The following is a 25785-nucleotide window of genomic DNA, read 5'->3' as shown; positions in this document are numbered from 1 at the left end:
CATCTGATAATAAATGAAATCATGACTATTCTTATGATGAAAACGCTAAAAATTTGTTACAGAATTAGTGCTTAAGCGTGGAGACCAGCTTATCAGGAATTTTAATAATAAATTTAAACCCGTCTATAAGTTTAACGGAATTGATATGAAACTTTGCAGCCTTTTTAAAGGTGAAAAAAGTATTTCCTTTGTGGAAAAGATATGAATATATCAGGTTATAGTTATTGACAACAGTCCTTATATCTTTAAGAAATAAAATCCTGATATAAATATCGTTAGAGAAATTATGCTGTGAGCCAATGTATAATGAATTGGCCGAATTCTGATCAGCAGATTGATGCAAAACCGAGCCATCTGCCCAATGACGAACCGAAGTACCAGCCAGGCACCGTTGAGTCTGTATATCTGCACAATAAGGTAATACATTTTTACTCATCGTTACAGGTATAAACTTCGCATTTAGTTTTCCCACAGCCACCAGCAGCAGCAGAAGTGCTATCTTATGACTATAAGAAAGAAAATAATTTCTATCCAAGTATATGTGTTTTTCGATACAAATATACTATTTTTTCAAACAATAATTATTTTTATTAATAAAAATTTACACAAAATAAACAATATATACACAAACAATAAAATAACCCATTATTTTTTATAAAATATTCAATCATAACAAAATATAGCAAAACAGGAATTAATAATATTTAAATACAATTACAAATTAAAATACAGATTTACAATAGTTTACAACAAAAAAGCCCGGGCAATATGCCCGGGCTTCTATATTTATAATAAAATTGAAATTATTTCAATTCTACTTCAGCACCAGCTTCTTCTAATTGCTTCTTAAGAGCTTCAGCTTCGTCTTTAGATACACCAGTTTTGATTGGAGCTGGAGCACCGTCTACGATATCTTTAGCTTCTTTAAGACCAGCACCTGTTAAATCTTTTACTAATTTAACGATAGCTAATTTAGAAGCACCTGCAGACTTAAGAATTACGTCGAATTCAGTCTTTTCTTCAGCAGCATCACCTGCACCACCTGCAGCAACAACTACAGCAGCAGCAGCTGGCTCAATTCCGTACTCATCCTTAAGGATAGCAGCTAATTCGTTTACGTCTTTTACAGTTAGGTTTACTAGCGTTTCAGCTAAATTTTTTAAATCTGACATTGTTGTAATGTTTTTGTTGATTATTTATTTAATTTTTTGAGTGTAATTATTCAGCACTAGTTTCTTCAGTGCTTTCTGCAGCAGCTTCTGGAGCTTCAGCAGGAGTTTCTTCTACCGCAGGAGCAGCTTCTTCAGCTTTAGCTTCTACAGTTTCAGGTTTGTTTTGAAGAGCAGAAACAACTCTCTGGATTGGAGACTGAAGTAATCCGATGATTTCACCGATCATTTCTTCTCTAGACTTGATGTTAGCCAACATGTCTAGGTTATTGTCACCAACGTAGAAAGTTTCCTGAACGAAAGCAGACTTCAAAGCCGGCTTTTCTTCTTTCTTTCTGAATCCTTGGATCAGTTTCGCAGGAGCGTTTGCTGTATCAGCAATCATTAACGCTGAGTTTCCTTTGAAAGATGGGAACATTTCAGAGTAATCTACTCCTTCAATCTGCTCCATTGCTTTTTGTAAAAGTGTATTTTTTACAACTTTTACTTTGATATTTTGTTTGAAAGCCTGTCTTCTGAAATCTGAAGATTTACCAGCGTTCAAACCTTCTAAATCTGCTACGTATACTACTTTTGCATCCTGAAGCAAATCTTTGATCTCTTGTATTGCTACAACTTTTTGGTCTTTTGTCATTGTTTTAGGATTAAATATTAGTTAACAGATTTAGTATCAATTGCAATACCCGGGCTCATTGTAGAAGATAAATAAATGCTCTTCACATAAGTTCCTTTAGCAGCAGTTGGCTTCATTTTGATCAATGTCTGGATTAACTCCTGAGCATTTTCCTTGATCTTAGCAGCATCGAAAGATACTTTACCAATACCAGCATGGATGATACCATACTTATCTACTTTGAAATCAATTTTACCTGCTTTTACTTCAGCTACTGCTTTACCAATTTCCATTGTTACAGTTCCTGATTTAGGGTTTGGCATTAAACCTCTTGGACCTAATACTCTACCTAATGGACCTAATTTACCCATTACAGCTGGCATAGTAACGATAACGTCAACATCTGTCCAACCTTCTTTGATTTTTTGTAAATATTCGTCAAGACCTACATAGTCAGCACCAGCAGCTTTAGCTTCTGCTTCTTTATCCGGAGTTACAAGAGCTAATACTTTAACATCTTTACCAGTTCCGTGAGGAAGAGATACAACACCTCTTACCATTTGGTTTGCTTTTCTAGGGTCTACACCTAATCTTACAGCGATATCTACTGAAGCATCAAACTTTGTAGTGTTCACTTCTTTTACAAGAGCTGAACCTTCTTCAAGGTTATAGATTCTTCCTTTTTCTACTTTGCTTAAAGCTTCCTTTTGCTTTTTAGTTAATTTTGCCATTTCTTTAAGTTTTAAGCGTTAGTTGGTTTAGTTCCTGTTACTCTTAATCCCATAGATCTGGCAGTACCTGCAACCATAGAAAGAGCAGAGTCCATTGTAAAACAGTTAAGATCCGCCATTTTATCTTCAGCGATTTTCTTTACTTGTTCCCAAGTTACAGAACCTACTTTGTTTCTGTTTGGTTCACCAGAACCTCCCTTGATCTTAGCTGCATCCATTAGCTGGATTGCTGCAGGTGGAGTTTTAATAACGAATTCAAAAGATTTGTCTTCGTATACTGTAATTACTACAGGTAAAACTTGCCCTGGCTTATCTTGGGTTCTTCCGTTAAATTGCTTACAAAACTCCATGATGTTCACACCTGCAGAACCCAATGCTGGACCTACTGGTGGAGAAGGGTTAGCTGCGCCACCTTTCACCTGAAGCTTTACCATTTTAAAGACTTTCTTAGCCATTGTTTGTTTTTTAAATTTGAATAATTAATGAGTTTGGAAGCATTTATTATTCAGCAGGTTATCGTACTCACCTATGACAAACCTACTTTTTGGACTGCAAAAGTATAAAATATTTTTGAAATAGCAAATGGAAATTACTGATTTTTAAAAAGTTTTATAAAATACTTGTTATCCTGTGGGAATAAATTCTTAAGTATTTTAAAATTATCCGAGCAACAAAAATAAAAACGGCTATTTACTTTTTAAATAGCCGTTTCATATATTCTGACAGAGAAAATCTGTTAAAAGCCAGAAGGTTTGGTAATGGTTTGGGTAGAACCGTCATTTCCTCCCAGATCAGCATTGATATCGTTGATGTTTTGTTTTTCAATTAATCTTTTATATGCCATCAGATACAGATCAACAGTAAAGTTGTTGTAAGTTCTTGAGGGAGTGGAAGCATTCATCGCAATAATTCTGCTGTCTGTAAACTTTGCTCTGATATGCCATGTGCCGTTACTTTTGAATGCAACAACATTAGGGGATCCCTGTTTGTTATCATTAATACCGTTGTCTCCATAATCAAGCATTACACTGGTAGTTCCGTCATTCAGCTTGAATGAATAATTATGAAGTACAACAAGAAAATTGTTGGCATCTATCTTTGTGTCATAATCTTCAATTCCTGTACCTGGCACTCCGGTAAGGGTAAGTTTAAGGTAATTAAACAGTCCACTGCTTTCCAAAGCCGGGTCATACAGCTGCAAGGCATTTTCTGAAGTTGCCAGAAAACTCCCTCCAGACATGGTAGGTTCACCCGGATTTCTCAGATATAAAGTATTGGTATATGTTTTACCATTAACATCAAGTGTTTCTGTAGGATTGGCTGTATTTATTCCTACCTTCCCCTGCTGGGCATTCATAAACAGTCCCAGGCACATGATTATTGTGATATAAATTTTTCTTTTCATAACTTTTTATTGAAGTCCTAAAGGTGTGTTGGTGGAAACTCCTGAGTAGCCAGGCGAAGCTGATGCTGAAACAGAACCGTTGAAAGTTCCCCAGTCTTTAACTAATGATTTTTCAAAAACATTTAAAGTAAACGTCCACGTACCGTTTTGAGATGAAACAGTTCCGGCTCCTTTAAAAGCTAAATTAATGGCATGGTAGCTTTTGCCTCCACTGGTTACCTGAGTAATTTCTGTGGAATAAGATCCATACGATTTTGGATTTGTCGTCATATTTGCTGCAGAAACCGCTTCTGTAAAAACAGCACCTGTAATAGCCACAACATATTTACTTGCATCCAATCCTGTATTGAGATTCACTACTTCATCCTGTCTCACATTTTTCAATACCAGATTATACATATTTACAGGCGCTACATTACGAAGCGATATATCCAGCAGCTTAACTTTACCTACCGGTGAACTGTCTTTTGAACGGGTAAGAAGAAGGTAGTTTCCTGCCGCCTTCGTATTTTCCGTATCTATTAAATAGGACTCTACCAGTGTTTCCCCTTCCACATCAAGAGTTCCTTTCGGTGTTGTTGTATTGATTCCTACTTGGGCACGTATGCTTAATGCAGCAAAACCCATAAAGAGTACCGCAATAATTTTTTTCATAATTTATGTTTTTATTGAATTAATGGTGCTGCTGCAGCACCAGTTCCTGAAGCATTAAGGTTTTGGGTAGAATTGAAATCCTTGGCATATGATCTGTCAAATACCAACAGATTCAGTGTCCAAACCCCTGTAGGAAGTGATGAATCCGGCGAGAATCCATGATAGTCTGCCTTAAGCTTCCATGTCCCTCCCGATGAATAGGCAAAAATCTGAGGTACGGGAGTAAGCCAGTTGGCAGAAAACGTTCTTGTAGGCTGTGTAAAACCAAAAGAAGAAATGACCACCAGAAATTTTTTAGAATTGATTTTTGTATCAAACTGATTCACCCAATCCTTGTCTGCAGGATCACACGTAATCTTGAACTGAATAAGGTTAATGGGAGCCGGTGAATTAGGTACAAAAGAATCATTGTACGCTGTAATTTTGTTTTCAGGAGCCGGAGATTTGATAATGAAAGTGTAGTTCTCATCCGCTTTCAGTTTTTCCATAGGCTGCTTGAAAACAATTCCTGATGTCTTCATCGTACCGTTTACGGTAAGTTCCTTTTCCGGTGTCGCAGTATTGATACCAACCTGCGCACTCGTGAGCACAGATGCACTCACCAAAGTGATCATCGAAATAATTTTTGTCATTGGGTTATGTGTTTATATAAGACTTGTGTTTTTAACCAGCCCATTTTTTATATTTCTTGCTTAAAAACATGAAATTTCACTACAACTGTAATCAGTGTATGAAATAAAAAATATAAAATTAATGGATTAGTTAACACCTTGGCTGCAAGAAACATGCCATCCGAAATTAAACTAAACAATCTGAAAACGTTCTCCGCTGAAAAAACAAATATGATCACCTAACAGTGATTAAACTATTAAGGCAAACGGTTCTTTACAAGGAGCTAACAGATTTCTGAATTTAAAACATTGTTAAAATAATCTTAATAAACTTAAAAAAACTCTAACAATAGGGAGAAATTATGGAAATTAAATACCTATATTTTATTATGAGTTAATAGAATTGTGAGTTCAATCTTAAAAGCTGTAGAGATCAGAATATTTAAGCAAAGGATTCCATTTGCTGTATTCTATTTTCAGGAAGCCAAGACTGGTAACCTCATATGACTTTTAAGTGTGCAGATCTCGTAACGCTTAAACTTAACTGAATTTTGCAGAAATGCCAGAAAGCCATCAATGAAAAAAGACCGCTTAATAGCAGTCTTTTTTATATTTTATAAAATAATATTATACTTTTTCTACTTGCATGTAGCTTAGTTCCATTGGAGTTTTTCTACCGAAGATCAATACAGAAACTTCAATTTTCTTTTTGTCTTCAAGAATTTTCTCCACTGTACCATTGAATCCGTTGAAAGGTCCATCGATTACTTTAACGTTTTCACCTACTACGTAAGGGATTTCAACATCACTTGCAAATTCAGAAAGTTCATCCATTCTTCCAAGCATTCTGTTAACCTCTGATTTTCTCATTGGAACAGGATCACCTCCTTTTGTTAAGCTTAAGAAAGAAATAACTCCAGGGATATTCTTGATAACGTGAGGAATTTCTCCCATCAGATCAGCTTCGATCATTAAGTAGCCAGGATAGTAAGGTCTTTCTTTAGGAACTTTTTTACCGTTTCTAATCTGGATCACCTTTTCCATAGGAATAACCACTTGAGTAACATACTGCTCAAACCCTAGACGTTTGATTTCTGTCTCAATATAGTTTTTCACTTTATTTTCCTGTCCGCTGATAGCTTTCAGCACATACCATTTCAATTCGCTCATTATGGGAAAATACTTTTTTGTTAATTAAACAAGTTGATTAACATTCCTATTATGTTGCTGATTGCTTTTGAAAACAATTCATCAACTCCAAAGGTAAATAAAGCCAGAATCACTGTCGCAATAGTCACTACAATTGTAGAAGACTGAAGGTCAGCCCATTTTGGCCATTCAACTTTATGTCTGAATTCGTTATAAGAACCTTTTAAAAAATCGACAAATGAACTCATAATTTATATTTGCACGGGCACAAGGATTCGAACCCTGATCAACGGTTTTGGAGACCGGTATCCTACCATTGGACGATGCCCGTAGTTAAAAAGCTTCCGTAAAGAGATTCCTTACGGAAGCTTTTATATTTTAAGATATTAATCTAAGATTTCAGTAACCTGACCAGCACCAACTGTTCTACCTCCTTCTCTGATCGCGAATCTAAGACCCTCGTTAAGAGCGATTGGTTGTAACAATTCTACAGTGATCGTTAAGTTATCACCAGGCATTACCATTTCTACACCTTCTGGTAAGAAGATTTCACCTGTAACGTCAGTAGTTCTTACGTAGAACTGAGGACGGTATTTGTTGTGGAATGGAGTGTGACGTCCACCTTCTTCTTTAGAAAGGATATAAACCTCAGCTTTGAATTTTTTGTGTGGTTTAACAGAATCTTTCTTAGCGATAACCATACCTCTCTTGATGTCAGTTTTTTCAATACCTCTCAACAATAGACCTACGTTATCACCAGCTTCACCTCTGTCTAGGATTTTTCTGAACATCTCAACCCCTGTAATTGTAGAAGTTAATTTTTCATCACCCATACCAACGATATCAACCGGATCACCAGTGTTGATAACACCAGACTCGATTCTACCAGTTGCTACAGTACCTCTACCTGTAATAGAGAATACGTCTTCGATTGGCATCAAGAATGGCTTATCCTGATCTCTTACCGGCTGCTCGATCCAAGTATCAACAGCATCCATTAATTCTTCTACAGTTTTAACCCACTTCTCGTCTCCGTTAAGAGCACCAAGAGCAGATCCCTGGATTACTGGAGAGTTATCTCCGTCATATTCGTAAGTAGATAATAAATCTCTAAGTTCAAGTTCAACAAGCTCTAAAAGCTCAGCATCATCCACCATATCAACTTTGTTCATGAAAACAACGATTCTTGGTACGTTTACCTGACGGCAAAGTAGGATGTGCTCTCTAGTTTGAGGCATTGGTCCATCAGTTGCAGCACATACTAAGATTGCTCCATCCATCTGAGCAGCACCAGTTACCATGTTCTTAACGTAGTCAGCGTGACCTGGACAGTCAACGTGTGCATAGTGTCTGTTTTCAGTTTCGTACTCGATGTGAGCTGTATTAATAGTGATACCTCTTTCTTTTTCTTCTGGAGCAGAGTCAATAGCAGAGAAGTCTTTTTTCTCAGCAAGACCTTTGTTAGCTAATACACTACTGATAGCTGCAGTAAGTGTAGTTTTACCATGGTCAACGTGACCAATAGTACCAATGTTCAAGTGTGGTTTGTTACGATTAAACGTTTCCTTTGCCATGATTTAAAATTATTTATTTATTGTTTTTCAAATTTTCGGTGTGCAAATATAATGAATTTTTAAATACCAAAAACTTTTTATTAAAAAAACTTTCAATATTCTCATCCAGTGAAGGACAAACCTTATATTTTAACGTATTGAGACTGCAAATTTACACATTTTTCCGGATTGAAAAAAACTTTCTGAAACCTTTTACCAAAAAGCCTGAAATACAGAATATTCCAGGCTCAATTAATATAAATGAAAGATAAGATCAGATTTGGCTGAGTTTTTTGGTTCTGTTGAAAATCCAGAAAATAATTGGGAAAATAAGCAGGGTAAGCACGGTTGCTGTAATTAATCCTCCAATAATAACAATGGCCAGGGGTTTCTGGGATTCTGAACCGATCCCTGTAGACAATGCCGCCGGCATAAGCCCGATAGAAGCCATAAGCGCGGTCATAATCACCGGTCTTGTTCTGGATTTCACTCCATTTAAAATAGCAGTATCTATATCAAGGCCATTTTTAACATTCTGGTGGAATTCTGTGATAAGAATGACTCCGTTCTGGATACAGATTCCCAAAAGAGCAATCATTCCTACTCCGGCAGAGATTCCAAAATTGATTCCCGTAACATGCAAGGCGATAATTCCCCCTATTAAAGCAAAAGGCACATTGGCCAATACCAGAAGAGAGTCCTTCATATTTCCAAACAGGATAAACAGCAGGAAGAAGATCATAAGAATACTCACCGGCACCACCTGGGCGAGCCTGTGAGAGGCGCGCTGCTGATTTTCAAACTGACCGGTCCATCCTACGGAATAGCCATCCGGCAGCTCAATTGCTGCTACTTTTTTCTGGGCATCAGCAATGGTACTTCCCAGGTCCCTGTCGCGGATTGAGAACTTAACCCCAATATAACGTTTGATATTATCCCTGTAAATAAATGCAGCTCCGTTATCTTTAACAATCGTACTTATTTCCTTTAAAGGGATCTTTGCTCCATCCTGGGTAGGAACCATCAAAGCAGCAATGTCATTTTCATTGGTTCTGTATTCCTGCGAATACCGGAGGCGGATCGGAAATTTTCTTTCACCGTCAAACATTTCCGAAGCAGTTTTACCACCAAAAGCCATTTCCAGCACAGCCTGTGCGTCTGCCGGCATTACTCCGTAAGCTGCCATTTTATCTCTGTCCAAAACAACACTTACTTCCGGCTGGCCGATATTTTTAATAATCCCGGGATCTTTTACGCCGTCCACATCTTTGATTTTCAATAAAACTTCATGGGCCAGTTTATCCAGTGTTTCCAGGTTATCACCATAGATTTTAATTCCGTTTTCTGCTTTAAAGCCTGCCACTGCTTCTGCCACGTTATCTGAAATAGGCTGGGAATAATTGAAGGTAATTCCCTGATAGCTTCTGAGTTTTTTGTCAATTTCATTAATCAGCTCATCGTAAGTAATTTTACGCTTCCATTCTTCTCTTGGTTTGAGATTCACTGCGAACTGTACAAATCCGAATCCGTTGGGATCCGTTCCATCGTTACTTCTTCCGGTCTGGGCAAGCACATCCGTTACCTCAGAGAAGCTCATAATGTCTTTTTTTAGAAGGTCTGCCGTTTTCAGAGATTCTTTCAGTGAGGAGCTCATCGGCATTTCAGCAGTGATCCAGAGTGAGCCTTCATTCAACTGAGGTAAGAATTCTGTTCCAAGGAATTTTCCGGAAAACAGGGTAACTGCCAGGAAGGAGACCGCTACGATCATACTGATTTTTTTATGTTTAAATGTGAAATTAAAGCCTTTCAAAACGATTCTGTCCCAGAAGTTAACAAAGGGATTATTTTTTTCCTTCACATTTTTATTCAAAAGGATATGGGAAAGAACAGGAACCAGAGTTAAAGTAAATATCAGTGCTCCCATTAATGCAAACCCAAGTGTGAATGCCAGCGGAGAGAACATTTTCCCTTCCACTTTCTGGAATGAGAAAATAGGAATCAGAGAGGTAATGATGATTAATTTTGAAAAGAAGATGGCTTTTCCCAATCCGGTACCGGTCTGCTTGATCCAGCCTCCTTTTGCCAGTTTATTGAATTTCTCGGTTCCGTACCGGTGTGCTTTATGATCGAGCATCACAAAGAGACCTTCCACCATGACGACGGCTCCGTCTATAATAATCCCGAAATCTACTGCTCCTAACGAAAGGAGGTTTGCACTCATACCAGCCAGTTTTAAGCATAAAAATGCAAACAACAGAGATAAAGGGATGATGATGGAAACAATAAGTGTTGTTCTCCAGTCGGCCATAAAAATTAAAACAATTACCGTTACCAGTACAATTCCTTCAATAAGGTTATGCATTACGGTATGGGTGGTAAAGTCCATCAAATTGTCGCGGTCATAGAAAGTGACCATTTTAACATCTTTGGGAAGGATTTTTTCGTTAAGCTCTTTGATTTTAGCTTTTACTCCTACCAGGACTTCTCTGGGATTCTCTCCTTTTCTCATCACAACAATTCCTTCCACCGTATCATCATGATGATTCAGTGCAGCCTGTCCTACCCTTGGCATAGAGCTTTCATGAACATCTGCTACATTTTTTACCAGCACAGGGTTTCCACTGTCATTCTGGATAGTGATATTGCCAATGTCCGCAACTGATTTTACCAAACCGATTCCTCTTACCACATAAGCCTGCCCGTTCTTTTCAATAACATCACCGCCTACATTCAGGTTACTCTTGGTAACGGCATCATATACCTGAAGCGGAGTCAGATTATATTTATCCAATGCTCTGGGGTCAATGCTCAGCTCAAAAACTTTATCCTGTCCGCCGAAGACATTGATATCAGCAACACCGGGTACTCCTCTTAAAGCACGGTCTATCACCCAATTCTGCAGGGTGAGCAACGCCCGGGAATCTTTTGTTTTACTTTCCAGCGTATATCGGAAAATCTCCCCGGTTGGCCCGTAGGGTGGCTGTACTTCGGGATCTACCTCATCAGGAAGGCTAATGGTTCTTAACTGGTTATTGACCTGATTTCTGGCAAAAGTATCATCCACCCCGTCGTCAAACAGAATTTTAACAATAGAAAGTCCGAACATGGTGGTACTTCTCACACTTGTTTTCTTCTGAACCGGGCTCATCGCCAATTCGATGGGTGTGGTGACAAAGCGTTCTACTTCTTCTGCACTGCGCCCATTCCATTGGGTAATGATTACGATCTGGGTATTGGTTACATCCGGAAAAGCTTCAATAGGCATATTTTTGAAACTTATAAATCCGGAGATGGCCAAAATGGCTACCCAGATAAAGGTAAACGCTTTATTTTTTAATGAAAAAGCAATTATATTTTTTATGAATTTATTCATGACAGATACATTGATGACCTAAAAAAGCCGTTAAAAAAAATGTAGCATTCTTAAGGGTTTCATAAGATTAGCTGTTCAGCGAGCGGTATATCAGCAGCTGGTTGTTGGTAATTACTTCTTCTCCTTCTTTCAGTCCGTCGGAAACATAAGTGACATCACCTACCTGTTTCAATACTTTGATTTCTCTGATCTTCACATCCGTTCTGGATTTAAAAATCACAACAAAGCTTTTATTGTCATCAAAGATTACGGCTTTGGAAGGAACCGTTAAGGTTGTATTACTTTCCAGGCTGGAAACTTTTATCGTTGCTTTACTGTCCGGAATCAGAAGTCCGTTGGCATTATCCAGGACTACCCTTGCCTGCATAGCATTGGTCTGCGGATCAATAATCCTGAATATTTTATCAATTTTACCATCAAAAACTTTATCCGGATAAGAAAGGGTAGAAACCTGGGCTTTCATTCCAAGGCTGATCTTATCAATGTCAGACTCATTGACATTCATAATGGCCCATACATTGGTGGTGTTGGCAACGTCAAAAATATTATCGCTCCTATCACTTCTCAGCTGCATATCTTTATTGATACTTTTCTGGACAATATAGCCACTGATAGGTGCTACTACGCTGTATATATTTCCGGTTTTCACATTATAAACCGTACTCACTGCTGTTGCTCTCTGCAATTGATCTTCGGCTTTTTGCAGCTGGCTTTTGGCTTCCAGAACATCTCTTTCGGTATTCAGTTTTCCTTCGTAGAGTTCTTTGGCAACACGAAGGTTATTTTTTGCCACTACCAGATCGGTTTTCGCATCACTTACATCTTTCTGGATTTCTGCAAGCTCAGTACTCCTGATGGTTGCCAGTACCTGTCCTTTCTTCACATAGTCTCCCAGCTCCACATTGACACTCATCACGTTCCCTCCTACCAATGGGTATACGTCTATATAACTGTTTTTGTCTGCAGAGATTTTACCGTAAAAGCTGTATTCATCTTCTATATTCTTTTTTTCTACTTTGGCTAAGGAAATAGAATTCAACATGGTGTTGCTCAGTTCAAATCCTTTTTTGGCATGACTGGTTTTCTCTTCTTCTTTTTTTGAACAGGCCGCTAACGAAAGGACCATCAATACGGGAATAATATATGTTTTCATGATTTAATAGAAGATTTTCGTTTGTACTAGTTGATTAAGCTGTTCTGCGGACTGCATGATCTCATTTTTCATATCATAAATCTGAAGGGCTGTTTCCCTGTAGCTGTCCATAAAATCTGTGAACTCAATCAGATTCACATTTCCTTTTCTGAAATTGTTCAGCATTCCGTTGTAGACAAGCTCCATATTCTGCAGATCTGTAGTTTTCACATCCTGAAGCTGGTCATACTGAGCTTTCCAGGTCTTATAGGCAGACTGTACTTTGGTTTCAAGAGTGAGTTTCTGAAAATCAGCATTTTTCTGATTCTGCTGAACAGCATAATTAGCTTTTTCCACATTACCCTGGTTCGCTTTCCATAAAGGCAATGGAATTCCAAAAGTCAGATTCGCTTCATTATTAAAGGTTCCTCCCGCCTGATCCCATGCAGCACCTACTGTGACATCCGGTACATTCAAAGATTTCTGCCACTGCGCATACAGCTTACTGTTATCAATAAGTTTCAGATTATACCGGTAATCGGCATTATTCTCGAGGGCTTTACTTTTAAGCTCTTCTTCATCACCAAAAGGCTGTGCAGCCAAGGCTTCTTTAGCTTCTGCCTCAGACATTGTCGGTTCTATATCCTCTGAAACCCCCGTTAAAACTTTTAAATTCTGTTCAAAATCCAGAATATTTTTATTAATCTCCAGTTTATCATGATTCAGCTGGATTACAATACTCTGCAGCCTTACAGCATCTTTGAGGGAAACGTTTCCTTTTGCTGACTGTACACGATAAGCATTTAAAAGCTCATTCATATACCCTAACTGCCTGTTGGTATTTTCAAGTTTTAGCTTTTCGTAGTAAAGATTAAAATAAGCAGAACGGAGTTGGGCTCTCAGGTCGGCAAGCAGTTGGGAAAACTGAAGCTGCGCCAGTTCTTTATTGGATTTGGCAAAAGCGATTTCATTTTTCTTTTTACCACCCATATAAATCAATTGTGTAACTCCTGCTCCTTTTGAGTGTCCGACATCAAAAAACTTTTTATCCTGAGGATTATAGGCATTGAACTGCCCGCTTAACTGAGGTAATTCCCAGATTTTAGCCTGCAGAATATCCGCATCAGCCATATTGATGTTATATTGTTCGGCGAGCAGCTGGAGGTTGTTCTTCTGAAAAGCTTCTTCGCATTCCAAAAGAGACATCTGCTGTTGTGCCGCCATGAATGAGGAAACGGCAAGGCACAGCACTGCAATTCTGTTCATTATTTTTCTTTTTAAATTACAAAATTGCTTTGATGCGATTAAAAGAAACTTAAATGACGCTTAAAAAAATATTAAAATAGCCTTAAACAGGCTGTTTTATGAAAGCTTAACGGATAAAAAAGAAATCTTTTTTCCCGGAACGTTGATATTTTTATTAAAAATTTAATCCGGAGTTTAACAAAAAGAACTGCTGCTCAGATCAGCTGTTTTAATTTATTTTTTAAAATACAGGGTAAACCTGTTAATATATTCTTCAGGTGAAGAATAGATGATATCCGCATCATGATATTCCAGGATTCTTTTGACAATTCTGAGACCTAAACCTGATCCTGCAATATTCTGGGCATTGTTCCCCCTTGTGAAAGCTTCAAACAGTTTAGCCTGCTCTTCTTCAGGAATAGTATTACCGTGGGAAATAACTTCAATGGAAAGGTTATCATTTGTTTCGGTAATCAAAACTTTTACTTCCGTATTGTCCGAATAGACGGCAGCATTTTTAAACAGATTGATAAAGACAATCACCAAGAGTGACTGGATTCCATTTATCGTCAGAAATGCATTTTCGGAGCTGTCTTCATTAATCAGGAAATCCAGTTTAAGCTGTGGATAACTTTTTTCCACAGCCTCAAAAGCTTCAAAAATAACTTCATCAATTCTTACTTCTTCATAAATGCTCTGAATATTTTCTTTATCAAACTTTGTCAGCAGCAAAAGCGAATTGGTAAGATCTGACAACTGGTAGATATCCCGTTGAATCTGTTTTAAAGAAGATAATGTTTCCGGTGAGTGTTCTTCAAATTTTATTAAGTTTTCCAGCTGAAAGGCCATTCTTGTAATAGGAGTCCGGATTTCATGCGAAGCACTTGCCGTAAAATCCTTTTGTGACTGAAATACATCATCCAGTCTTGCAATCATTGTATTAAAAGATTTGGCAAGAACGCTTACTTCATCATTAGACTGCTCAACAGGAATCTGAGTTGTCAGTTTATGAGCAGTAACCTCGGAGATCTCTTTGTTCAGGTCTTCCAGCGGACGAAGAAACTTTTCAACAAAATAATAACTGAAAAAACCAATGAGCATTGTACTCATCACATAAGCGGTAATCAAAAGATATTTCAGGTATCCCAGCTTGGATTTTCCGTTGGTATCAAAGGCGCTGGTAAGGATATAATAATTTTCACCATTAATATTCCTGAGTGCTGCATAAATTTCCGGAACTGTTTTTTCGGTATAAATGATTTTCTTTTTATCCAGTTCTTTCAGCATGGCGCTGTCCCAGGTAACATTCCGGTCTTTGATCGTACTGTAGATGAGCTCTTTTTTCTCGTTGAAAATTAAGATTTTTTCATTCAAAAGAATATTATCAGAATTCTCATTAAAAAAAACGGGTGCCTCTTCTTCAAAGTCTTTGGATTTTGAGATAAAATGGGAAGTAAATTCAAGTCTCTGCCTGAACCGCTCTTTAAATTCATCTCGTCTGAAATCATTAAAAGATAAATAAATGACCGCCATCACCATTCCAAAAAGCAATGAAAAGGCGATACTGATCGTTAAAGCTATCTTTCTTTTTAAAGACATTTATAATGGACTTAGGTAGTATCCGAACCCTGAACGGGTATGGATCAGTTTTATTTTAAAATCCTTATCAATCTTTTTCCTCAGAAAGTTGATATAAACTTCCACCGTATTGGTATTCGTATTGAAATTATGTTCCCAGACATGTTCTGTGATCTGCTGTTTGGAAACTGTTCTTCCCTGCGCCTCGGCAAGATAAACCAGCAGCTGGAATTCTTTTAGTGTAAGGGTTATTTCATTTCCTCCACGATACACCTTCTGCTCTGTCTTGTTAATAATAAGGTCATCGATTCTGAGAATATCCTGATCTGCATTATCGGAAGGAGCCTTTCTTCTCAACAGTGAATTGATTCTTAAAAGAAGTTCTTCAAACTGAAAAGGTTTTACCAGATAATCATCCGCAAGTCTTGTGAAAGCATCTTTTTTATCAGAGATATCTCCATAAGCAGAAATGATAATGATCGGGGTATTTTTATCAAAAGAACGGATCGTCTGGCAGACATCAAGGCCGTTTATTTTAGGAACGTTGATATCCAGCAGATACAGATCATAGGCATTGTTCTTTATCTGGCGGAGAAAAGTCTCCCCGTCGTAGATCTTATCACAGTTAAAATTATTTGATTCTAAAAATCTGCAAAGCTCCGCAGACAGAATGAGATCATCTTCCAATAAAAGGATATTCATCAAAATTTATTTTACACGAATTTAAAGAAAATTTATGATTGTGATTCTAAAGGTGAAGTAAAAGTTTCAATGATGCCTGCATTTCAGCTCATCAATAAAAAGCTGATGAAAGAATGGAAAGTAATCTCTGGAATTTATCCCATCAGATGTTTAACGATAAAAATAGGTAGACCGGTAATTTCTTTTCCTGATGGGTAAAAAAAAATCCCGAACAACTTCGGGAAAATTGAGAGCCAACTACGGGACTTGAACCCGTGACCTCTTCCTTACCAAGGAAGCACTCTACCGCTGAGCTAAGTCGGCATCAACTAAAAAAATCACACTGAGTAGCGTGATTTTTCGTTGAGCGGAAGACGGGGGTCGAACCCGCGACATTCAGCTTGGAAGGCTGACGCTCTACCAACTGAGCTACTTCCGCAATTTTGTTTCCAAAACTATTGGTAACGCTGTGCAAAACTAAGAAAACTTCTTTAATCCTGCAAGTTTTTTTATAATATAAAATGTGGGGAGAGCAGGATTCGAACCTACGAAGCCGAAGCAACTGAGTTACAGTCAGTCCCATTTAGCCACTCTGGAATCTCCCCTCATGTTTATATTAAAATGAGCCTCCAGAGGGATTCGAACCCACGACCCCGAGATTACAAATCACGTGCTCTGGCCAACTGAGCTATGGAGGCATTTTAATAAGGACTGAAAGCGATTGAGAAACTCTACTCTACACATTTCAGTGTTAAAAAAAAATCACACAATAAGAGTGATTTTCTGAGCGGAAGACGGGGGTCGAACCCGCGACATTCAGCTTGGAAGGCTGACGCTCTACCAACTGAGCTACTTCCGCAATTTTGTTTCCAAAATTATTGGTAAACGCTGTGCAAAACTAAATAAACTTATTTAATCCTGCAAGTTTTTTTTATAAAAATATAAAGTGGGGAGAGCAGGATTCGAACCTACGAAGCCGAAGCAACTGAGTTACAGTCAGTCCCATTTAGCCACTCTGGAATCTCCCCAAAAGTTTATATTTTATGAGCCTCCAGAGGGATTCGAACCCACGACCCCGAGATTACAAATCACGTGCTCTGGCCAACTGAGCTATGGAGGCAAATATAAAAAAGAATTCAAAAGATCGCTGTTCCTTTTTTGCGAGTGCAAATATAGAACGGATTTTTTGAATTCTCAAATTTTTTATGAACTTTTTTTAACTTTTTTTCCTATGCCATTTCTTTTTTCTTGATTAATAGCTTTTTAGCAGTATCAACGCAAAGGTCCAGACTTTCTTCAAAACTTGTAGTAGTTTTCTTTACTACGATATCGTCTCCCGGAACCGCTAAAATAATCTCGGCTGTTTTATTCGCTTTATCCGAATTATTTTCAACTTTCAAGAATACCTTACACTCCTGAATCTTGTCATAGAAGGTATCTAATTTGCTTACTTTTTTGTCGATGTGTGATTCTAGTGGTTCGTGTGGAGTTAAACCAATTGATTGTACTGAAATCTTCATAATTCTTCTTTTTTTGATGCTCGAGGGTGAGCCTGATTAAACACTTTTTTCAATTGTTCAATATTAGCATTCGTATAGACCTGAGTACTGGCAAGACTGGAATGCCCTAATATTTTTTTCACTTTGGAGATCTCCGCCCCATTATCCAAAACGTGTGTAGCAAAGCTATGCCGAAGGATGTGAGGACTTTTTTTTTCTTTTGTTGTTATAAGACTAAGGTACTTATTAACTACCACATAAACAAATTTTTCGTTGAGTTTTTTCCCTTTCTTATTGACAAAAAAATATGATTTATATTCTGTCTGCGGATTTCTTATTTCAAGATAACCTGTAAGAAGTTCAGCCAGTTCATTGGATATGGGAACTACCCTTTCTTTATTCCCTTTTCCTATTATTTTTAATTCTTTTCCGTATAAGTCAACATTCTCAAATATCAGGCCACAAAGTTCAGCTTTACGCATGCCGGTCTGATAAAGAACTTCCATAATGCATTGTTCAAGTACATCATGCACCTGTTCAAAAACCCTCTCATTAAGATCTGTCATTTCTTCTTTAGACATAGGTATCTGTTTTTCAGCATAAAACTTCAGGGAAGAAATCCCTTCAGCGGGAGAAACTTTAATTTCACCAATTTTTAAAAGAAAAAGATAAAAACTACGGAGAGAAGAGAGTTTTCTGTTGATACTTCTCTTGGAAATATTATGTTCACTCAATTCGACAATAAAATTTCTGATTATTTTCTTGTCTGCCCTGGCTAAATTGTCGGAAGATTCTGTTCGGAGAAAGAAATGGGAAAAGTCTTCAAGGTCTTTTTTGTAGCTTGTGACAGTATGAGGAGAGTACCTTTTTTCGAATTCCAGGTATTCTAAAAACTTTTCCAGCATCATGGGGTATAAAAATAAAAATTCATTTCTCAAATATAAGAATTTAAGAAATGAATTAATATATGGTTAAGAAAAAATCTTAAGCCTGCTCTTCTTTGCTAAGTGTTCTTTGTTTGTAAGCAGCTTTTAGTCTAGCTTGTCTTAAAGTCACAGAAGGCTTAATAAACTGTTGTCTAGCTCTTAATTGACGAACTGTACCTGTTTTATCAAATTTTCTCTTGTATTTTTTTAAAGCTCTGTCGATGGATTCACCATCTTTTACTGGAATTATTAACATATTTTACATCTCATTTTGGATTGCAAAAGTAGACATTTTTTATGAGAACACAAAATATATTACAGTAAACAATCACCACTGTACTTCGGATCTTTAAAAAATACTGTAATAAAAGGCCCTCACAGATAATAAAATTTTTATCAGCAACAATCCGATTTTTTATTCTTAACGACTTCAGTGAATTATTTCAACCCTGATTTCCATTAAAACCCATTCATATTAACGAAATATAAACAAAAAAACGCTATCTTTGCATTCACTTTATTCATGGGGTTGACTGGTTTCGACAGCAAGACCAATGGGTAAGTAAGCATGCAGAGAACCGTAGCGCGATCTCTATAATCCCTTGCTACAGAATTTTAACTGGCAACGAAGAGTTCGCTCTTGCAGCTTAATATCGAAGTATAGTAGATTCAAGCGTTTTCCCGAAGATTTCAGTAGGGAAGCAAGATATTCCACAAATGCTCTGTTCTGCGGCGTTTGATCCTGGGATATAGGAATGCGGAAATAAGGCTTTAGAAGCTTCGGCTAAAGCACGAAAACCTCAGAAGATAAGCCGGAAGTTGGGCGTCTGCTCTCTGCTTCCCGTCGAAAACCAATAGCAGAATAAGCATGTAGAAAGCTTATGTATTGCTTGTTTGGACGAGGGTTCGAATCCCTCCAACTCCACCTAAATGAAAGGTTATGAAACCTTTTGACGACTAAAAACCCTTTATATCAAAGATATAGAGGGTTTTTAATTTCTCATCTTCACTCATTGATTATCTTTAAATATCACTTCTGTGGTAGCAATACGATTTAGGTAATAATTTTATTAAAAATATACCATTACCTAATGTTCATAATGATGTGATTCGTAATTCACCCCCATATCTAAAATTGGTTAATATCGGCAAAGAATTATCATCTGGAAATAAGTTTGTAAGAAACCTATCTAAAAACTCATTATCGTTCTTTTATCCAGAAATTTAACATGATAGATATTGATTTATTAATTGAAGATTTAAACAAAAAAAGCACGTTGTTCTTCGATGATCATTTTAACATCCGAGAAATATCACGGACTCCAAAACTTTCAGTGTTTCGAGCTGATGGAACATCTTATGCTATTAATCGATTTGAAATCCCTTTGGAAAAAGTTAAAGTTTTCAGATGGTTTAATGACTACTGGATGTTTTTTGAAATAAAAAAATTAATCGTACCCAACACAACTAATTTCCACTTAAATTTATCAATATGTGTATTTCAAGGTGATATATTAGATGAAGACAAATACCAATTATTTCGAGCAGAATGGGACGATTACGACACCGAACACCAAAATCATTCTCAGCCTCACTGGCATATTACTTCCAGTCAAGAATTAGAAAAAACTTTCACGTCGTACGCCAATGATTTTGAAAAAAAAGATTTTATTGATCTTTTAGAGGAAGAAAAAAGTAAAGTTTTCGATGTCAAGCAGATACATTTTGCAATGAATGGTAATTGGCAAAACGATGAGACCAACATTCATAGAATAATAAACAATGATTCAATATTAAAATGGTGGTTTGGATTACTTAATCATCTAAGAATAGAAATTGACACTTAACCATTTGAAGAAATATACATTTTTTGAGTGTATTTTCTGTGTTTATTTAAAGATTTATACCAAGTCATATAAAAAAATCTATAACTCTTTTAAAAAAGTTTTTATATGGTTATGTAACTTTATTTTAATCTTTTTCAGGTATATCTCTCAAGACAAAAGAATGTTAATTTATTTCCACAAAAAAAAGGTTCCCCCTTTTGTGAAACCCTTTACTTATTTATATTTAGCAAATAGATAGACTATAAAGTATATTTTTGAACAATCAATTTACCCGATTCGCCAGATTTCCCGTCAATCCCTTTTAAACCATCAGTCCCATCAACTCCTTTTCGTCCTCGTCCTCTTTCCGTACTTAAATGTGTACAATTTCCAGCATTTGAACCACTTTCCCCACCATCACCACCTCTTCCCCCAATACCAATAACACCTGATTCACCTGCTAAGCCTTTTTCAGAAGTTAAGTTAAAAAGATTTTCAGTCGAAGGGCTTTTATTAATATAATTTACAAAAAACAATCCTCCATTTCCGCCATTCCCACTATTACCCGCATTTCCCCCGGAAGTTCCGTTAGTTCCATCACTACCTCTTCCCGGACCCCTTCTGCACGAACCAAAATCACCATTTCTTGCATTTCTTCCATTGTTACCTTTAACACCATTTTTACCAGGCATACCATTTCCTGCATTCCCTCCATTCTGAGCATTTAAATTAATTGTAATTAAACTTTCAATTTTATCCAGTACAAAGAATTTCACTAAACCACCATTATCTCCATTATCTCCATTTGTACCATTTATATATTGTTCATTTCCATTCAAGCCGTTTTTTGCAAAATATTGATCGAATGATTGAATACTTGACCTATTATCAAATTCAATTTTATTTGCGTACACTTCGAGTGAATTTCCATTAGTAATTATTTTAGTATTTTCCAATTTTAACTTATCAATTGCCAATACAAATAATGAATCATTTTGTGCAATATTGCCAAGATTTAGTTCTACATTCCTAAGAATCAGAGTTCCACTTTGATTTAATCTTTGAGTTAAGTCATCTTGTGTACTTAAAATTACGGCATTAGTAATTTTTGAAGGTATGTCACCAAATTTAATTTTACCTGATAAAATTAAAACGTCACTATTTTGGCAATAGAAATTCGCCACAGTGAAGGCTGTGCATAAAAGGGTTATTAAAATTTTCATGGTCTTTTTTTTGATTAATATGTGATTTTAAATATTATTTCTGCTAAAACTTTAAGTTTTATCTTTATGAGTGTAAATTTCTTATTTTATAAATATTAAAACAATTACCCTTTTGGGTAATTATTTTAATTGCTATCCCTTACCTCTTTTATTCCTAAATAAAAGATAAATAATAATTATCAATAAAAATAAATACTCATCGATACTAATTATTTAAGGTCATACCTATCCTTTAAATACCTAAATTAGGATTAATTATTTGTATATTAGAACTAAATTAATAATTATGACAATAAACTCATTTTCAGCAAAATTACCTTTTGGTTCCGACTTACGAGGAAAATCAGGAACTATATATGAATTCGATTCATACGGATTCGATTACGATCTGGATGTAGGAGCTAAAAATATTCCCGGTCTTTTTTATATCTCAAAAATAGAAGGAAATTCAATCGTCGGACGAACCGTTTTAAAAAAAACAATGAATATATTTGAAATCCGCCAAATTTATAAAGACTTGGTTCCTAATATAGATGACTATAGTTATTTAATTTATGAGGGAAAAATTTCGGATTTGGATGCAATAATTTCAGATGTTAACGATAATGGTGATATAATATTCTCATTATCAGATAATCTCTCAGATAATATAAGCCTAATCGAGCTCAAAGCTCAAATAAAAAATAAGACATTCATGTCAACAAATGGTATATATTACGAATTTATACCTGAAAACACTTTAAGATTAAAAGACGATTTACGCACTGCTGTACATTATGAAATTATTGAAGAGGGTGGAAAGTTTATCTTAAATCATAGCTATTTGCTAGGTACTGAACCTATTTTGATTGAAGTTATTAACAATCCCCATCGATTAGAGTTAACTATGTCAAAATATTTATCCGGAGATTTCATTGGAACATGGATAGAACAATAATAATGGTACATTAAGATATGAAATAGATAAATCGAGTATGAAATATATTTGTTGTGATTGCGTTGGTGAAGAATATTTAAATAGAGAAATTTTAATAAAAGGAGATTTTAACGAATGCTATTTTTGTGAAGAAGAAAATAATTGTCTTACTCTCAAAGACCTAATTAATAAAGTTGAATATACTATTTTAGAAAATTATGAGCGTACTGCTGAATATCCAGATTTTTGGGAAGAATTAATGTCAAAAGAAGATGGGTGGTACCGGAACGGTCAAACAGTAAATGATATCTTAATTAATAATTTTGATTTCAATCCTGATGCAGCAATCGAAATTTCAGAATTCTTGCAAGAAAAACATTATAATCATTCCGCAGCAGAAATAGGTGAAGAATCAGACTTTGGGCCTGACACACATTACGAAATTAAAAGTATATCAAGCCATCGATGGTTAAGTCAATGGGAACAATTTAAAAAAATCATAAAATATGAGTCCCGGTTTTTTAATAAAAATATAAATGAAACATTAGAGAACATTTTCAATGAAATTGAACAAATAACAACTAGAGATGGTGCTTCGGTAGTTACTACAATTGGTCCTAACAATGAAATAAAATCCCTTTATAGAGCAAGAACTTTTTTTTCTATGGATAAAGTGATTGAAACATTAACCAATCCAAGTAACTTATTAGGACCTCCCCCACCAACAATTGCTACTACTGGTAGAATGAATGCGAAAGGAATTTCAGTATTCTATAGTTCCACTAATAAAGAAGTTGCGATAGCTGAAGTCAGACCACCGGTTGGAAGCAATGTTATTGTTGCACAATTCGACCTTATCAGACCATTAAAACTGTTAAACTTTGAACTTTTAAATAAAGTCATTGCTAGATTGAGTGTATTTGATCCAAACTATAAAAATAGAATGGAAAAAGTGGCATTTCTAACACATTTCTCAAGTTTGATAACGCAACCGGTTATGCCTGGTGACGAGGAATTAGAATATCTTCCAACGCAGGCAATTGCCGATTATTTGACTGAATTATATGATGGAATAATTTTCCCATCTGTTCAAGTTGATTTAATTGATAGAAATAATGTTGTTTTATTTAACAAGTCATCCCGTGTCGAAGAATTTAAGCCGGAACCCGGTAATTATTTAGAGGCAGAATTCAGTATTGGTGATCCTGACGATCCATACGAAGAATTTTATATTATTGAGAAGAAAGATAAAAATGAAACAAATAAAGAATCAAAAATTACAACCGATCTTAGAGAATGTAGTTTAAGACTAGATATTAAATCAATTGCAGTTAATAAAATAACAGCTGTTAATTATACTAAGATAGAGCAAACAGTTTCACACATGATTTTACAAGATTTTGATGATTTAACCGATACAACCGGATCAGATTGTGGAGATTTTCCTTTTGATTAAATTATTGTCCAATATACTTATACTTTTATATAAATCAAATTTAATTGTGGTAGCAACAGTGGTAGCAGAATGTAAAAAACACGTGCAACCACTGACGGATAAAGAAGAGTTTTATATCCTCCAACTCCACAAAACCATCGATTTCTCGATGTTTTTTTTAATTATACTCTTTATACATTTTAGTATTTAAGAATTCTATGCATTATATACTATATAAGTATGTTTCAAAAAATAAAAACCTATTTAGCTGAATAAGTAGTTAATTGCAAGATGACATTCTAAAAACTGAAGTCCATAAGATGGAAATTGAAAGCATATCATTCCGGGACTCTTCCAGTCTTTCTAAATATTGATTTTACATTCATCTTCAGGCAACAAATATAACCTGCTGAAAACTAAAAGACTAAAACTCCACAACCCAAAATAAAACCTTCTGGTCCACAAAAAAGACTAAAAAAATGTTTTATCGTAAAGAATTTTATATATTTGCACCATCTAACAATTAAAAAAATAATTTACTATGTCAGACATTGCATCAAGAGTAAAAGCTATCATCGCTGATAAGCTTGACGTTGAAGAAACAGAAGTAACTCCTGAAGCTAGCTTCACTAACGATTTAGGAGCTGATTCACTAGATACAGTTGAGTTAATCATGGAATTTGAAAAAGAATTTAACATTCAGATCCCTGATGACCAAGCTGAAAAAATTACTACTGTAGGACACGCTATCGCTTACATCGAAGAAGTAGTAAATAAATAATATTCTTCAACAAAAAAAGAAATTAAACAAAGTTTATGGAATTAAAAAGAGTAGTTGTAACCGGATTTGGAGCAATAACACCAATAGGAAATAATGCAAAAGAATACTGGGAAAATCTTGTGAAAGGTGAGAGCGGTGCCGCTCCGATTACTCTTTTTGATGCCACAAACTTTAAAACAAAGTTCGCTTGCGAGGTAAAAAACTTCGATCCGCTACAGCATTTCGATAAGAAAGAGGCTAAGAAAATGGACCGAAATACTCAATTGGGACTTGTTGCTGCAAGAGAAGCAGTAGCGCATTCCGGAATTATTGAAGACAATGTGGATAAAAACAGAGTCGGTGTAATCTGGGGTTCCGGAATCGGAGGATTAGAGACTTTTGAAACTGAAGTGTTAGGATGGGCCAATACGGAAATTCCGAGATTCAACCCTTTCTTTATCCCAAAAATGATTGCGGATATCACTCCTGGACACATTTCAATTGAATATGGTTTCCACGGACCTAATTATACTACTGTATCTGCATGTGCCTCTTCAGCAAATGCTATAATTGATTCCAAAATGCTGATCCAGTTAGGAAAAGCAGACGTGATTGTGTGCGGAGGCTCTGAAGCAGCCGTTACAGCAAGTGGTGTCGGTGGATTCAACGCAATGATGGCACTTTCTACAAGAAATGACGATCCCAAAACAGCTTCAAGACCTTTCGACAAAGACAGAGATGGATTTGTGCTAGGTGAAGGGGCAGGATGTATCGTTCTTGAAGAATACGAGCACGCCGTAAAACGTGGTGCTACAATTTATGCGGAATTACTGGGAGGAGGTCTGAGTGCTGATGCACATCACATGACTGCTCCACATCCTGAAGGTCTTGGCGCTTATCTGGTAATGAAAAACTGTTTGGAAGATGCAGGCTTAACTGCTGATGAAGTAGATCATATCAACATGCATGGTACTTCTACTCCATTAGGAGACATCGCAGAATCCAATGCAATTTCGAAATTATTAGGCGAGCATGCGTATGATATTCAGATTAATTCTACAAAATCAATGACCGGCCACCTTTTAGGAGCGGCAGGAGTTATTGAAGCTATCGCTGCATTGGGAACTATTATTCATGGTACTGTTCCTCCTACCATCAACCATTTTACTGATGATGAAAACATTGACAGCCGATTAAACTTTACGTTTAACACCGCTGTAAAGAAAGATGTAAAAGTAGCCATGAGCAATACTTTTGGATTTGGCGGGCACAACGCTTGCGTTCTATTTAAGAAAATCTAAATTCA

The 25785-nt window shown here is 36.2% G+C and carries 25 protein-coding genes, 8 tRNA genes and 1 other RNA gene; 6 read left to right on the top strand and 28 right to left on the bottom strand.

Annotated features, from left to right (window positions below; genetic code table 11):
* Nucleotides 1-64: 64 nt before the first annotated feature.
* The 27 genes from ACR1PO_RS06035 to rpsU form a co-directional block, all read right to left on the bottom strand.
* Nucleotides 65-535 carry a hypothetical protein gene (locus ACR1PO_RS06035; protein ID WP_332385721.1) on the bottom strand — a complete coding sequence of 157 codons (471 nt, stop codon included), beginning with the start codon at nucleotides 533-535 and terminating at the stop codon, nucleotides 65-67.
* Nucleotides 536-803: 268 nt separating this feature from the next.
* Nucleotides 804-1172 carry a 50S ribosomal protein L7/L12 gene (gene rplL, locus ACR1PO_RS06030; protein WP_332385720.1) on the bottom strand — a complete coding sequence of 123 codons (369 nt, stop codon included), beginning with the start codon at nucleotides 1170-1172 and terminating at the stop codon, nucleotides 804-806.
* A 46-nt stretch (nucleotides 1173-1218) separates the two neighbouring features.
* Complete coding sequence (rplJ, locus tag ACR1PO_RS06025; RefSeq protein ID WP_332385719.1) at nucleotides 1219-1803, bottom strand: 50S ribosomal protein L10; 585 nt, start codon at nucleotides 1801-1803, stop codon at nucleotides 1219-1221.
* Nucleotides 1804-1820: 17 nt separating this feature from the next.
* Nucleotides 1821-2513 (bottom strand): 50S ribosomal protein L1, encoded by a 693-nt coding sequence (rplA, locus tag ACR1PO_RS06020; RefSeq protein ID WP_027375532.1) that lies wholly within the window; start codon nucleotides 2511-2513, stop codon nucleotides 1821-1823.
* Between the two features lie 11 nt (nucleotides 2514-2524).
* The gene (gene rplK, locus ACR1PO_RS06015; RefSeq protein WP_047435399.1) at nucleotides 2525-2968 is read right to left on the bottom strand and encodes a 50S ribosomal protein L11; all 444 of its coding nucleotides are present in this window, start codon (nucleotides 2966-2968) and stop codon (nucleotides 2525-2527) included.
* 281 nt (nucleotides 2969-3249) lie between these two features.
* Nucleotides 3250-3918 (bottom strand): hypothetical protein, encoded by a 669-nt coding sequence (locus ACR1PO_RS06010; protein WP_332385718.1) that lies wholly within the window; start codon nucleotides 3916-3918, stop codon nucleotides 3250-3252.
* Between the two features lie 6 nt (nucleotides 3919-3924).
* Nucleotides 3925-4572, bottom strand: a complete 648-nt coding sequence (locus tag ACR1PO_RS06005) for a hypothetical protein (RefSeq protein ID WP_433986168.1) — start codon at nucleotides 4570-4572, stop codon at nucleotides 3925-3927.
* Between the two features lie 11 nt (nucleotides 4573-4583).
* On the bottom strand, nucleotides 4584-5204 hold the full coding sequence (locus ACR1PO_RS06000) for a hypothetical protein (RefSeq protein ID WP_332385716.1): 621 nt from the start codon (nucleotides 5202-5204) through the stop codon (nucleotides 4584-4586).
* A 606-nt stretch (nucleotides 5205-5810) separates the two neighbouring features.
* A complete protein-coding gene (nusG, locus tag ACR1PO_RS05995; protein WP_002976412.1) occupies nucleotides 5811-6353 on the bottom strand; it encodes a transcription termination/antitermination protein NusG in 543 nt (180 codons plus the stop codon).
* A 20-nt stretch (nucleotides 6354-6373) separates the two neighbouring features.
* Nucleotides 6374-6580, bottom strand: a complete 207-nt coding sequence (gene secE / locus ACR1PO_RS05990) for a preprotein translocase subunit SecE (RefSeq protein WP_002976410.1) — start codon at nucleotides 6578-6580, stop codon at nucleotides 6374-6376.
* 12 nt (nucleotides 6581-6592) lie between these two features.
* Nucleotides 6593-6663, bottom strand: a tRNA-Trp gene (locus tag ACR1PO_RS05985).
* A gap of 55 nt (nucleotides 6664-6718) precedes the next feature.
* The gene (tuf, locus tag ACR1PO_RS05980) at nucleotides 6719-7906 is read right to left on the bottom strand and encodes an elongation factor Tu (RefSeq protein WP_002976407.1); all 1188 of its coding nucleotides are present in this window, start codon (nucleotides 7904-7906) and stop codon (nucleotides 6719-6721) included.
* Between the two features lie 253 nt (nucleotides 7907-8159).
* Entirely contained in the window at nucleotides 8160-11258 is a 3099-nt protein-coding gene (locus ACR1PO_RS05975) for an efflux RND transporter permease subunit (RefSeq protein ID WP_433986167.1), read from the bottom strand.
* A gap of 67 nt (nucleotides 11259-11325) precedes the next feature.
* The gene (locus ACR1PO_RS05970) at nucleotides 11326-12411 is read right to left on the bottom strand and encodes an efflux RND transporter periplasmic adaptor subunit (protein ID WP_433986166.1); all 1086 of its coding nucleotides are present in this window, start codon (nucleotides 12409-12411) and stop codon (nucleotides 11326-11328) included.
* A gap of 3 nt (nucleotides 12412-12414) precedes the next feature.
* The gene (locus ACR1PO_RS05965; RefSeq protein WP_332385713.1) at nucleotides 12415-13656 is read right to left on the bottom strand and encodes a TolC family protein; all 1242 of its coding nucleotides are present in this window, start codon (nucleotides 13654-13656) and stop codon (nucleotides 12415-12417) included.
* A gap of 213 nt (nucleotides 13657-13869) precedes the next feature.
* Entirely contained in the window at nucleotides 13870-15234 is a 1365-nt protein-coding gene (locus ACR1PO_RS05960) for a HAMP domain-containing sensor histidine kinase (RefSeq protein ID WP_433986165.1), read from the bottom strand.
* Nucleotides 15235-15915 (bottom strand): response regulator transcription factor, encoded by a 681-nt coding sequence (locus ACR1PO_RS05955; RefSeq protein ID WP_332385711.1) that lies wholly within the window; start codon nucleotides 15913-15915, stop codon nucleotides 15235-15237.
* Between the two features lie 231 nt (nucleotides 15916-16146).
* Nucleotides 16147-16218: transfer RNA gene (locus ACR1PO_RS05950), tRNA-Thr, on the bottom strand.
* Nucleotides 16219-16260: 42 nt separating this feature from the next.
* A tRNA-Gly gene (locus ACR1PO_RS05945) sits at nucleotides 16261-16333 on the bottom strand.
* 85 nt (nucleotides 16334-16418) lie between these two features.
* Nucleotides 16419-16499, bottom strand: a tRNA-Tyr gene (locus ACR1PO_RS05940).
* Nucleotides 16500-16518: 19 nt separating this feature from the next.
* Nucleotides 16519-16592, bottom strand: a tRNA-Thr gene (locus ACR1PO_RS05935).
* A gap of 88 nt (nucleotides 16593-16680) precedes the next feature.
* Nucleotides 16681-16753: transfer RNA gene (locus ACR1PO_RS05930), tRNA-Gly, on the bottom strand.
* An 88-nt stretch (nucleotides 16754-16841) separates the two neighbouring features.
* Nucleotides 16842-16922, bottom strand: a tRNA-Tyr gene (locus ACR1PO_RS05925).
* Nucleotides 16923-16940: 18 nt separating this feature from the next.
* Nucleotides 16941-17014 (bottom strand) — tRNA-Thr (locus ACR1PO_RS05920).
* 109 nt (nucleotides 17015-17123) lie between these two features.
* Nucleotides 17124-17414: an HPF/RaiA family ribosome-associated protein gene (locus tag ACR1PO_RS05915; RefSeq protein ID WP_002976393.1), complete on the bottom strand. Its 291-nt coding sequence runs from the start codon at nucleotides 17412-17414 to the stop codon at nucleotides 17124-17126.
* Nucleotides 17411-18298, bottom strand: coding sequence for a tyrosine-type recombinase/integrase (locus ACR1PO_RS05910; RefSeq protein ID WP_433986504.1), 888 nt, complete (start codon nucleotides 18296-18298; stop codon nucleotides 17411-17413). Before ACR1PO_RS05910 ends, ACR1PO_RS05915 begins: the two co-directional genes overlap by 4 nt.
* 79 nt (nucleotides 18299-18377) lie before the next feature.
* Entirely contained in the window at nucleotides 18378-18575 is a 198-nt protein-coding gene (gene rpsU / locus ACR1PO_RS05905; protein ID WP_002976389.1) for a 30S ribosomal protein S21, read from the bottom strand.
* A gap of 269 nt (nucleotides 18576-18844) precedes the next feature.
* Between rpsU and ssrA the strand changes: the two genes are divergently transcribed.
* Nucleotides 18845-19247: a transfer-messenger RNA gene (gene ssrA / locus ACR1PO_RS05900) on the top strand.
* 301 nt (nucleotides 19248-19548) lie between these two features.
* Nucleotides 19549-20166 (top strand): hypothetical protein, encoded by a 618-nt coding sequence (locus ACR1PO_RS05895; RefSeq protein WP_433986164.1) that lies wholly within the window; start codon nucleotides 19549-19551, stop codon nucleotides 20164-20166.
* 239 nt (nucleotides 20167-20405) lie between these two features.
* Here the strand turns inward: ACR1PO_RS05895 and ACR1PO_RS05890 are convergent, their stop codons facing one another.
* The gene (locus ACR1PO_RS05890; protein ID WP_433986163.1) at nucleotides 20406-21368 is read right to left on the bottom strand and encodes a hypothetical protein; all 963 of its coding nucleotides are present in this window, start codon (nucleotides 21366-21368) and stop codon (nucleotides 20406-20408) included.
* Between the two features lie 286 nt (nucleotides 21369-21654).
* On the opposite strand from ACR1PO_RS05890, the gene ACR1PO_RS05885 reads away from it, so the two are divergent.
* From ACR1PO_RS05885 to fabF, 4 genes are all read left to right on the top strand, one after another.
* On the top strand, nucleotides 21655-22305 hold the full coding sequence (locus ACR1PO_RS05885; RefSeq protein WP_433986162.1) for a hypothetical protein: 651 nt from the start codon (nucleotides 21655-21657) through the stop codon (nucleotides 22303-22305).
* Nucleotides 22306-22342: 37 nt separating this feature from the next.
* On the top strand, nucleotides 22343-23740 hold the full coding sequence (locus tag ACR1PO_RS05880; RefSeq protein ID WP_433986161.1) for an RES family NAD+ phosphorylase: 1398 nt from the start codon (nucleotides 22343-22345) through the stop codon (nucleotides 23738-23740).
* 520 nt (nucleotides 23741-24260) lie between these two features.
* Complete coding sequence (locus ACR1PO_RS05875) at nucleotides 24261-24500, top strand: acyl carrier protein (RefSeq protein WP_002976354.1); 240 nt, start codon at nucleotides 24261-24263, stop codon at nucleotides 24498-24500.
* 35 nt (nucleotides 24501-24535) lie between these two features.
* The gene (gene fabF, locus ACR1PO_RS05870) at nucleotides 24536-25780 is read left to right on the top strand and encodes a beta-ketoacyl-ACP synthase II (protein ID WP_002976350.1); all 1245 of its coding nucleotides are present in this window, start codon (nucleotides 24536-24538) and stop codon (nucleotides 25778-25780) included.
* Nucleotides 25781-25785: the final 5 nt, after the last annotated feature.

Source organism: Chryseobacterium amylolyticum, assembly GCF_051011775.1.
In the GTDB taxonomy this organism is placed as follows: domain Bacteria; phylum Bacteroidota; class Bacteroidia; order Flavobacteriales; family Weeksellaceae; genus Chryseobacterium.
Note: the sequence above shows the minus strand (reverse complement) of the source record. Positions and strands in the feature narration are given on the sequence as shown.

Bases quoted from the DNA above. Each gene is read 5' to 3' on its own strand.
- rplL (WP_332385720.1), bottom strand. From the start codon at position 1,172: ATGTCAGATTTAAAAAATTTAGCTGAAACGCTAGTAAACCTAACTGTA.
- rplJ (WP_332385719.1), bottom strand. From the start codon at position 1,803: ATGACAAAAGACCAAAAAGTTGTAGCAATACAAGAGATCAAAGATTTG.
- rplA (WP_027375532.1), bottom strand. From the start codon at position 2,513: ATGGCAAAATTAACTAAAAAGCAAAAGGAAGCTTTAAGCAAAGTAGAA.
- rplK (WP_047435399.1), bottom strand. From the start codon at position 2,968: ATGGCTAAGAAAGTCTTTAAAATGGTAAAGCTTCAGGTGAAAGGTGGC.
- ACR1PO_RS06010 (WP_332385718.1), bottom strand. From the start codon at position 3,918: ATGAAAAGAAAAATTTATATCACAATAATCATGTGCCTGGGACTGTTT.
- ACR1PO_RS06005 (WP_433986168.1), bottom strand. From the start codon at position 4,572: ATGAAAAAAATTATTGCGGTACTCTTTATGGGTTTTGCTGCATTAAGC.
- ACR1PO_RS06000 (WP_332385716.1), bottom strand. From the start codon at position 5,204: ATGACAAAAATTATTTCGATGATCACTTTGGTGAGTGCATCTGTGCTC.
- nusG (WP_002976412.1), bottom strand. From the start codon at position 6,353: ATGAGCGAATTGAAATGGTATGTGCTGAAAGCTATCAGCGGACAGGAA.
- secE (WP_002976410.1), bottom strand. From the start codon at position 6,580: ATGAGTTCATTTGTCGATTTTTTAAAAGGTTCTTATAACGAATTCAGA.
- tuf (WP_002976407.1), bottom strand. From the start codon at position 7,906: ATGGCAAAGGAAACGTTTAATCGTAACAAACCACACTTGAACATTGGT.
- ACR1PO_RS05975 (WP_433986167.1), bottom strand. From the start codon at position 11,258: ATGAATAAATTCATAAAAAATATAATTGCTTTTTCATTAAAAAATAAA.
- ACR1PO_RS05970 (WP_433986166.1), bottom strand. From the start codon at position 12,411: ATGAAAACATATATTATTCCCGTATTGATGGTCCTTTCGTTAGCGGCC.
- ACR1PO_RS05965 (WP_332385713.1), bottom strand. From the start codon at position 13,656: ATGAACAGAATTGCAGTGCTGTGCCTTGCCGTTTCCTCATTCATGGCG.
- ACR1PO_RS05960 (WP_433986165.1), bottom strand. From the start codon at position 15,234: ATGTCTTTAAAAAGAAAGATAGCTTTAACGATCAGTATCGCCTTTTCA.
- ACR1PO_RS05955 (WP_332385711.1), bottom strand. From the start codon at position 15,915: ATGAATATCCTTTTATTGGAAGATGATCTCATTCTGTCTGCGGAGCTT.
- ACR1PO_RS05915 (WP_002976393.1), bottom strand. From the start codon at position 17,414: ATGAAGATTTCAGTACAATCAATTGGTTTAACTCCACACGAACCACTA.
- ACR1PO_RS05910 (WP_433986504.1), bottom strand. From the start codon at position 18,298: ATGCTGGAAAAGTTTTTAGAATACCTGGAATTCGAAAAAAGGTACTCT.
- rpsU (WP_002976389.1), bottom strand. From the start codon at position 18,575: ATGTTAATAATTCCAGTAAAAGATGGTGAATCCATCGACAGAGCTTTA.
- ACR1PO_RS05895 (WP_433986164.1), top strand. From the start codon at position 19,549: ATGATAGATATTGATTTATTAATTGAAGATTTAAACAAAAAAAGCACG.
- ACR1PO_RS05890 (WP_433986163.1), bottom strand. From the start codon at position 21,368: ATGAAAATTTTAATAACCCTTTTATGCACAGCCTTCACTGTGGCGAAT.
- ACR1PO_RS05885 (WP_433986162.1), top strand. From the start codon at position 21,655: ATGACAATAAACTCATTTTCAGCAAAATTACCTTTTGGTTCCGACTTA.
- ACR1PO_RS05880 (WP_433986161.1), top strand. From the start codon at position 22,343: ATGAAATATATTTGTTGTGATTGCGTTGGTGAAGAATATTTAAATAGA.
- ACR1PO_RS05875 (WP_002976354.1), top strand. From the start codon at position 24,261: ATGTCAGACATTGCATCAAGAGTAAAAGCTATCATCGCTGATAAGCTT.
- fabF (WP_002976350.1), top strand. From the start codon at position 24,536: ATGGAATTAAAAAGAGTAGTTGTAACCGGATTTGGAGCAATAACACCA.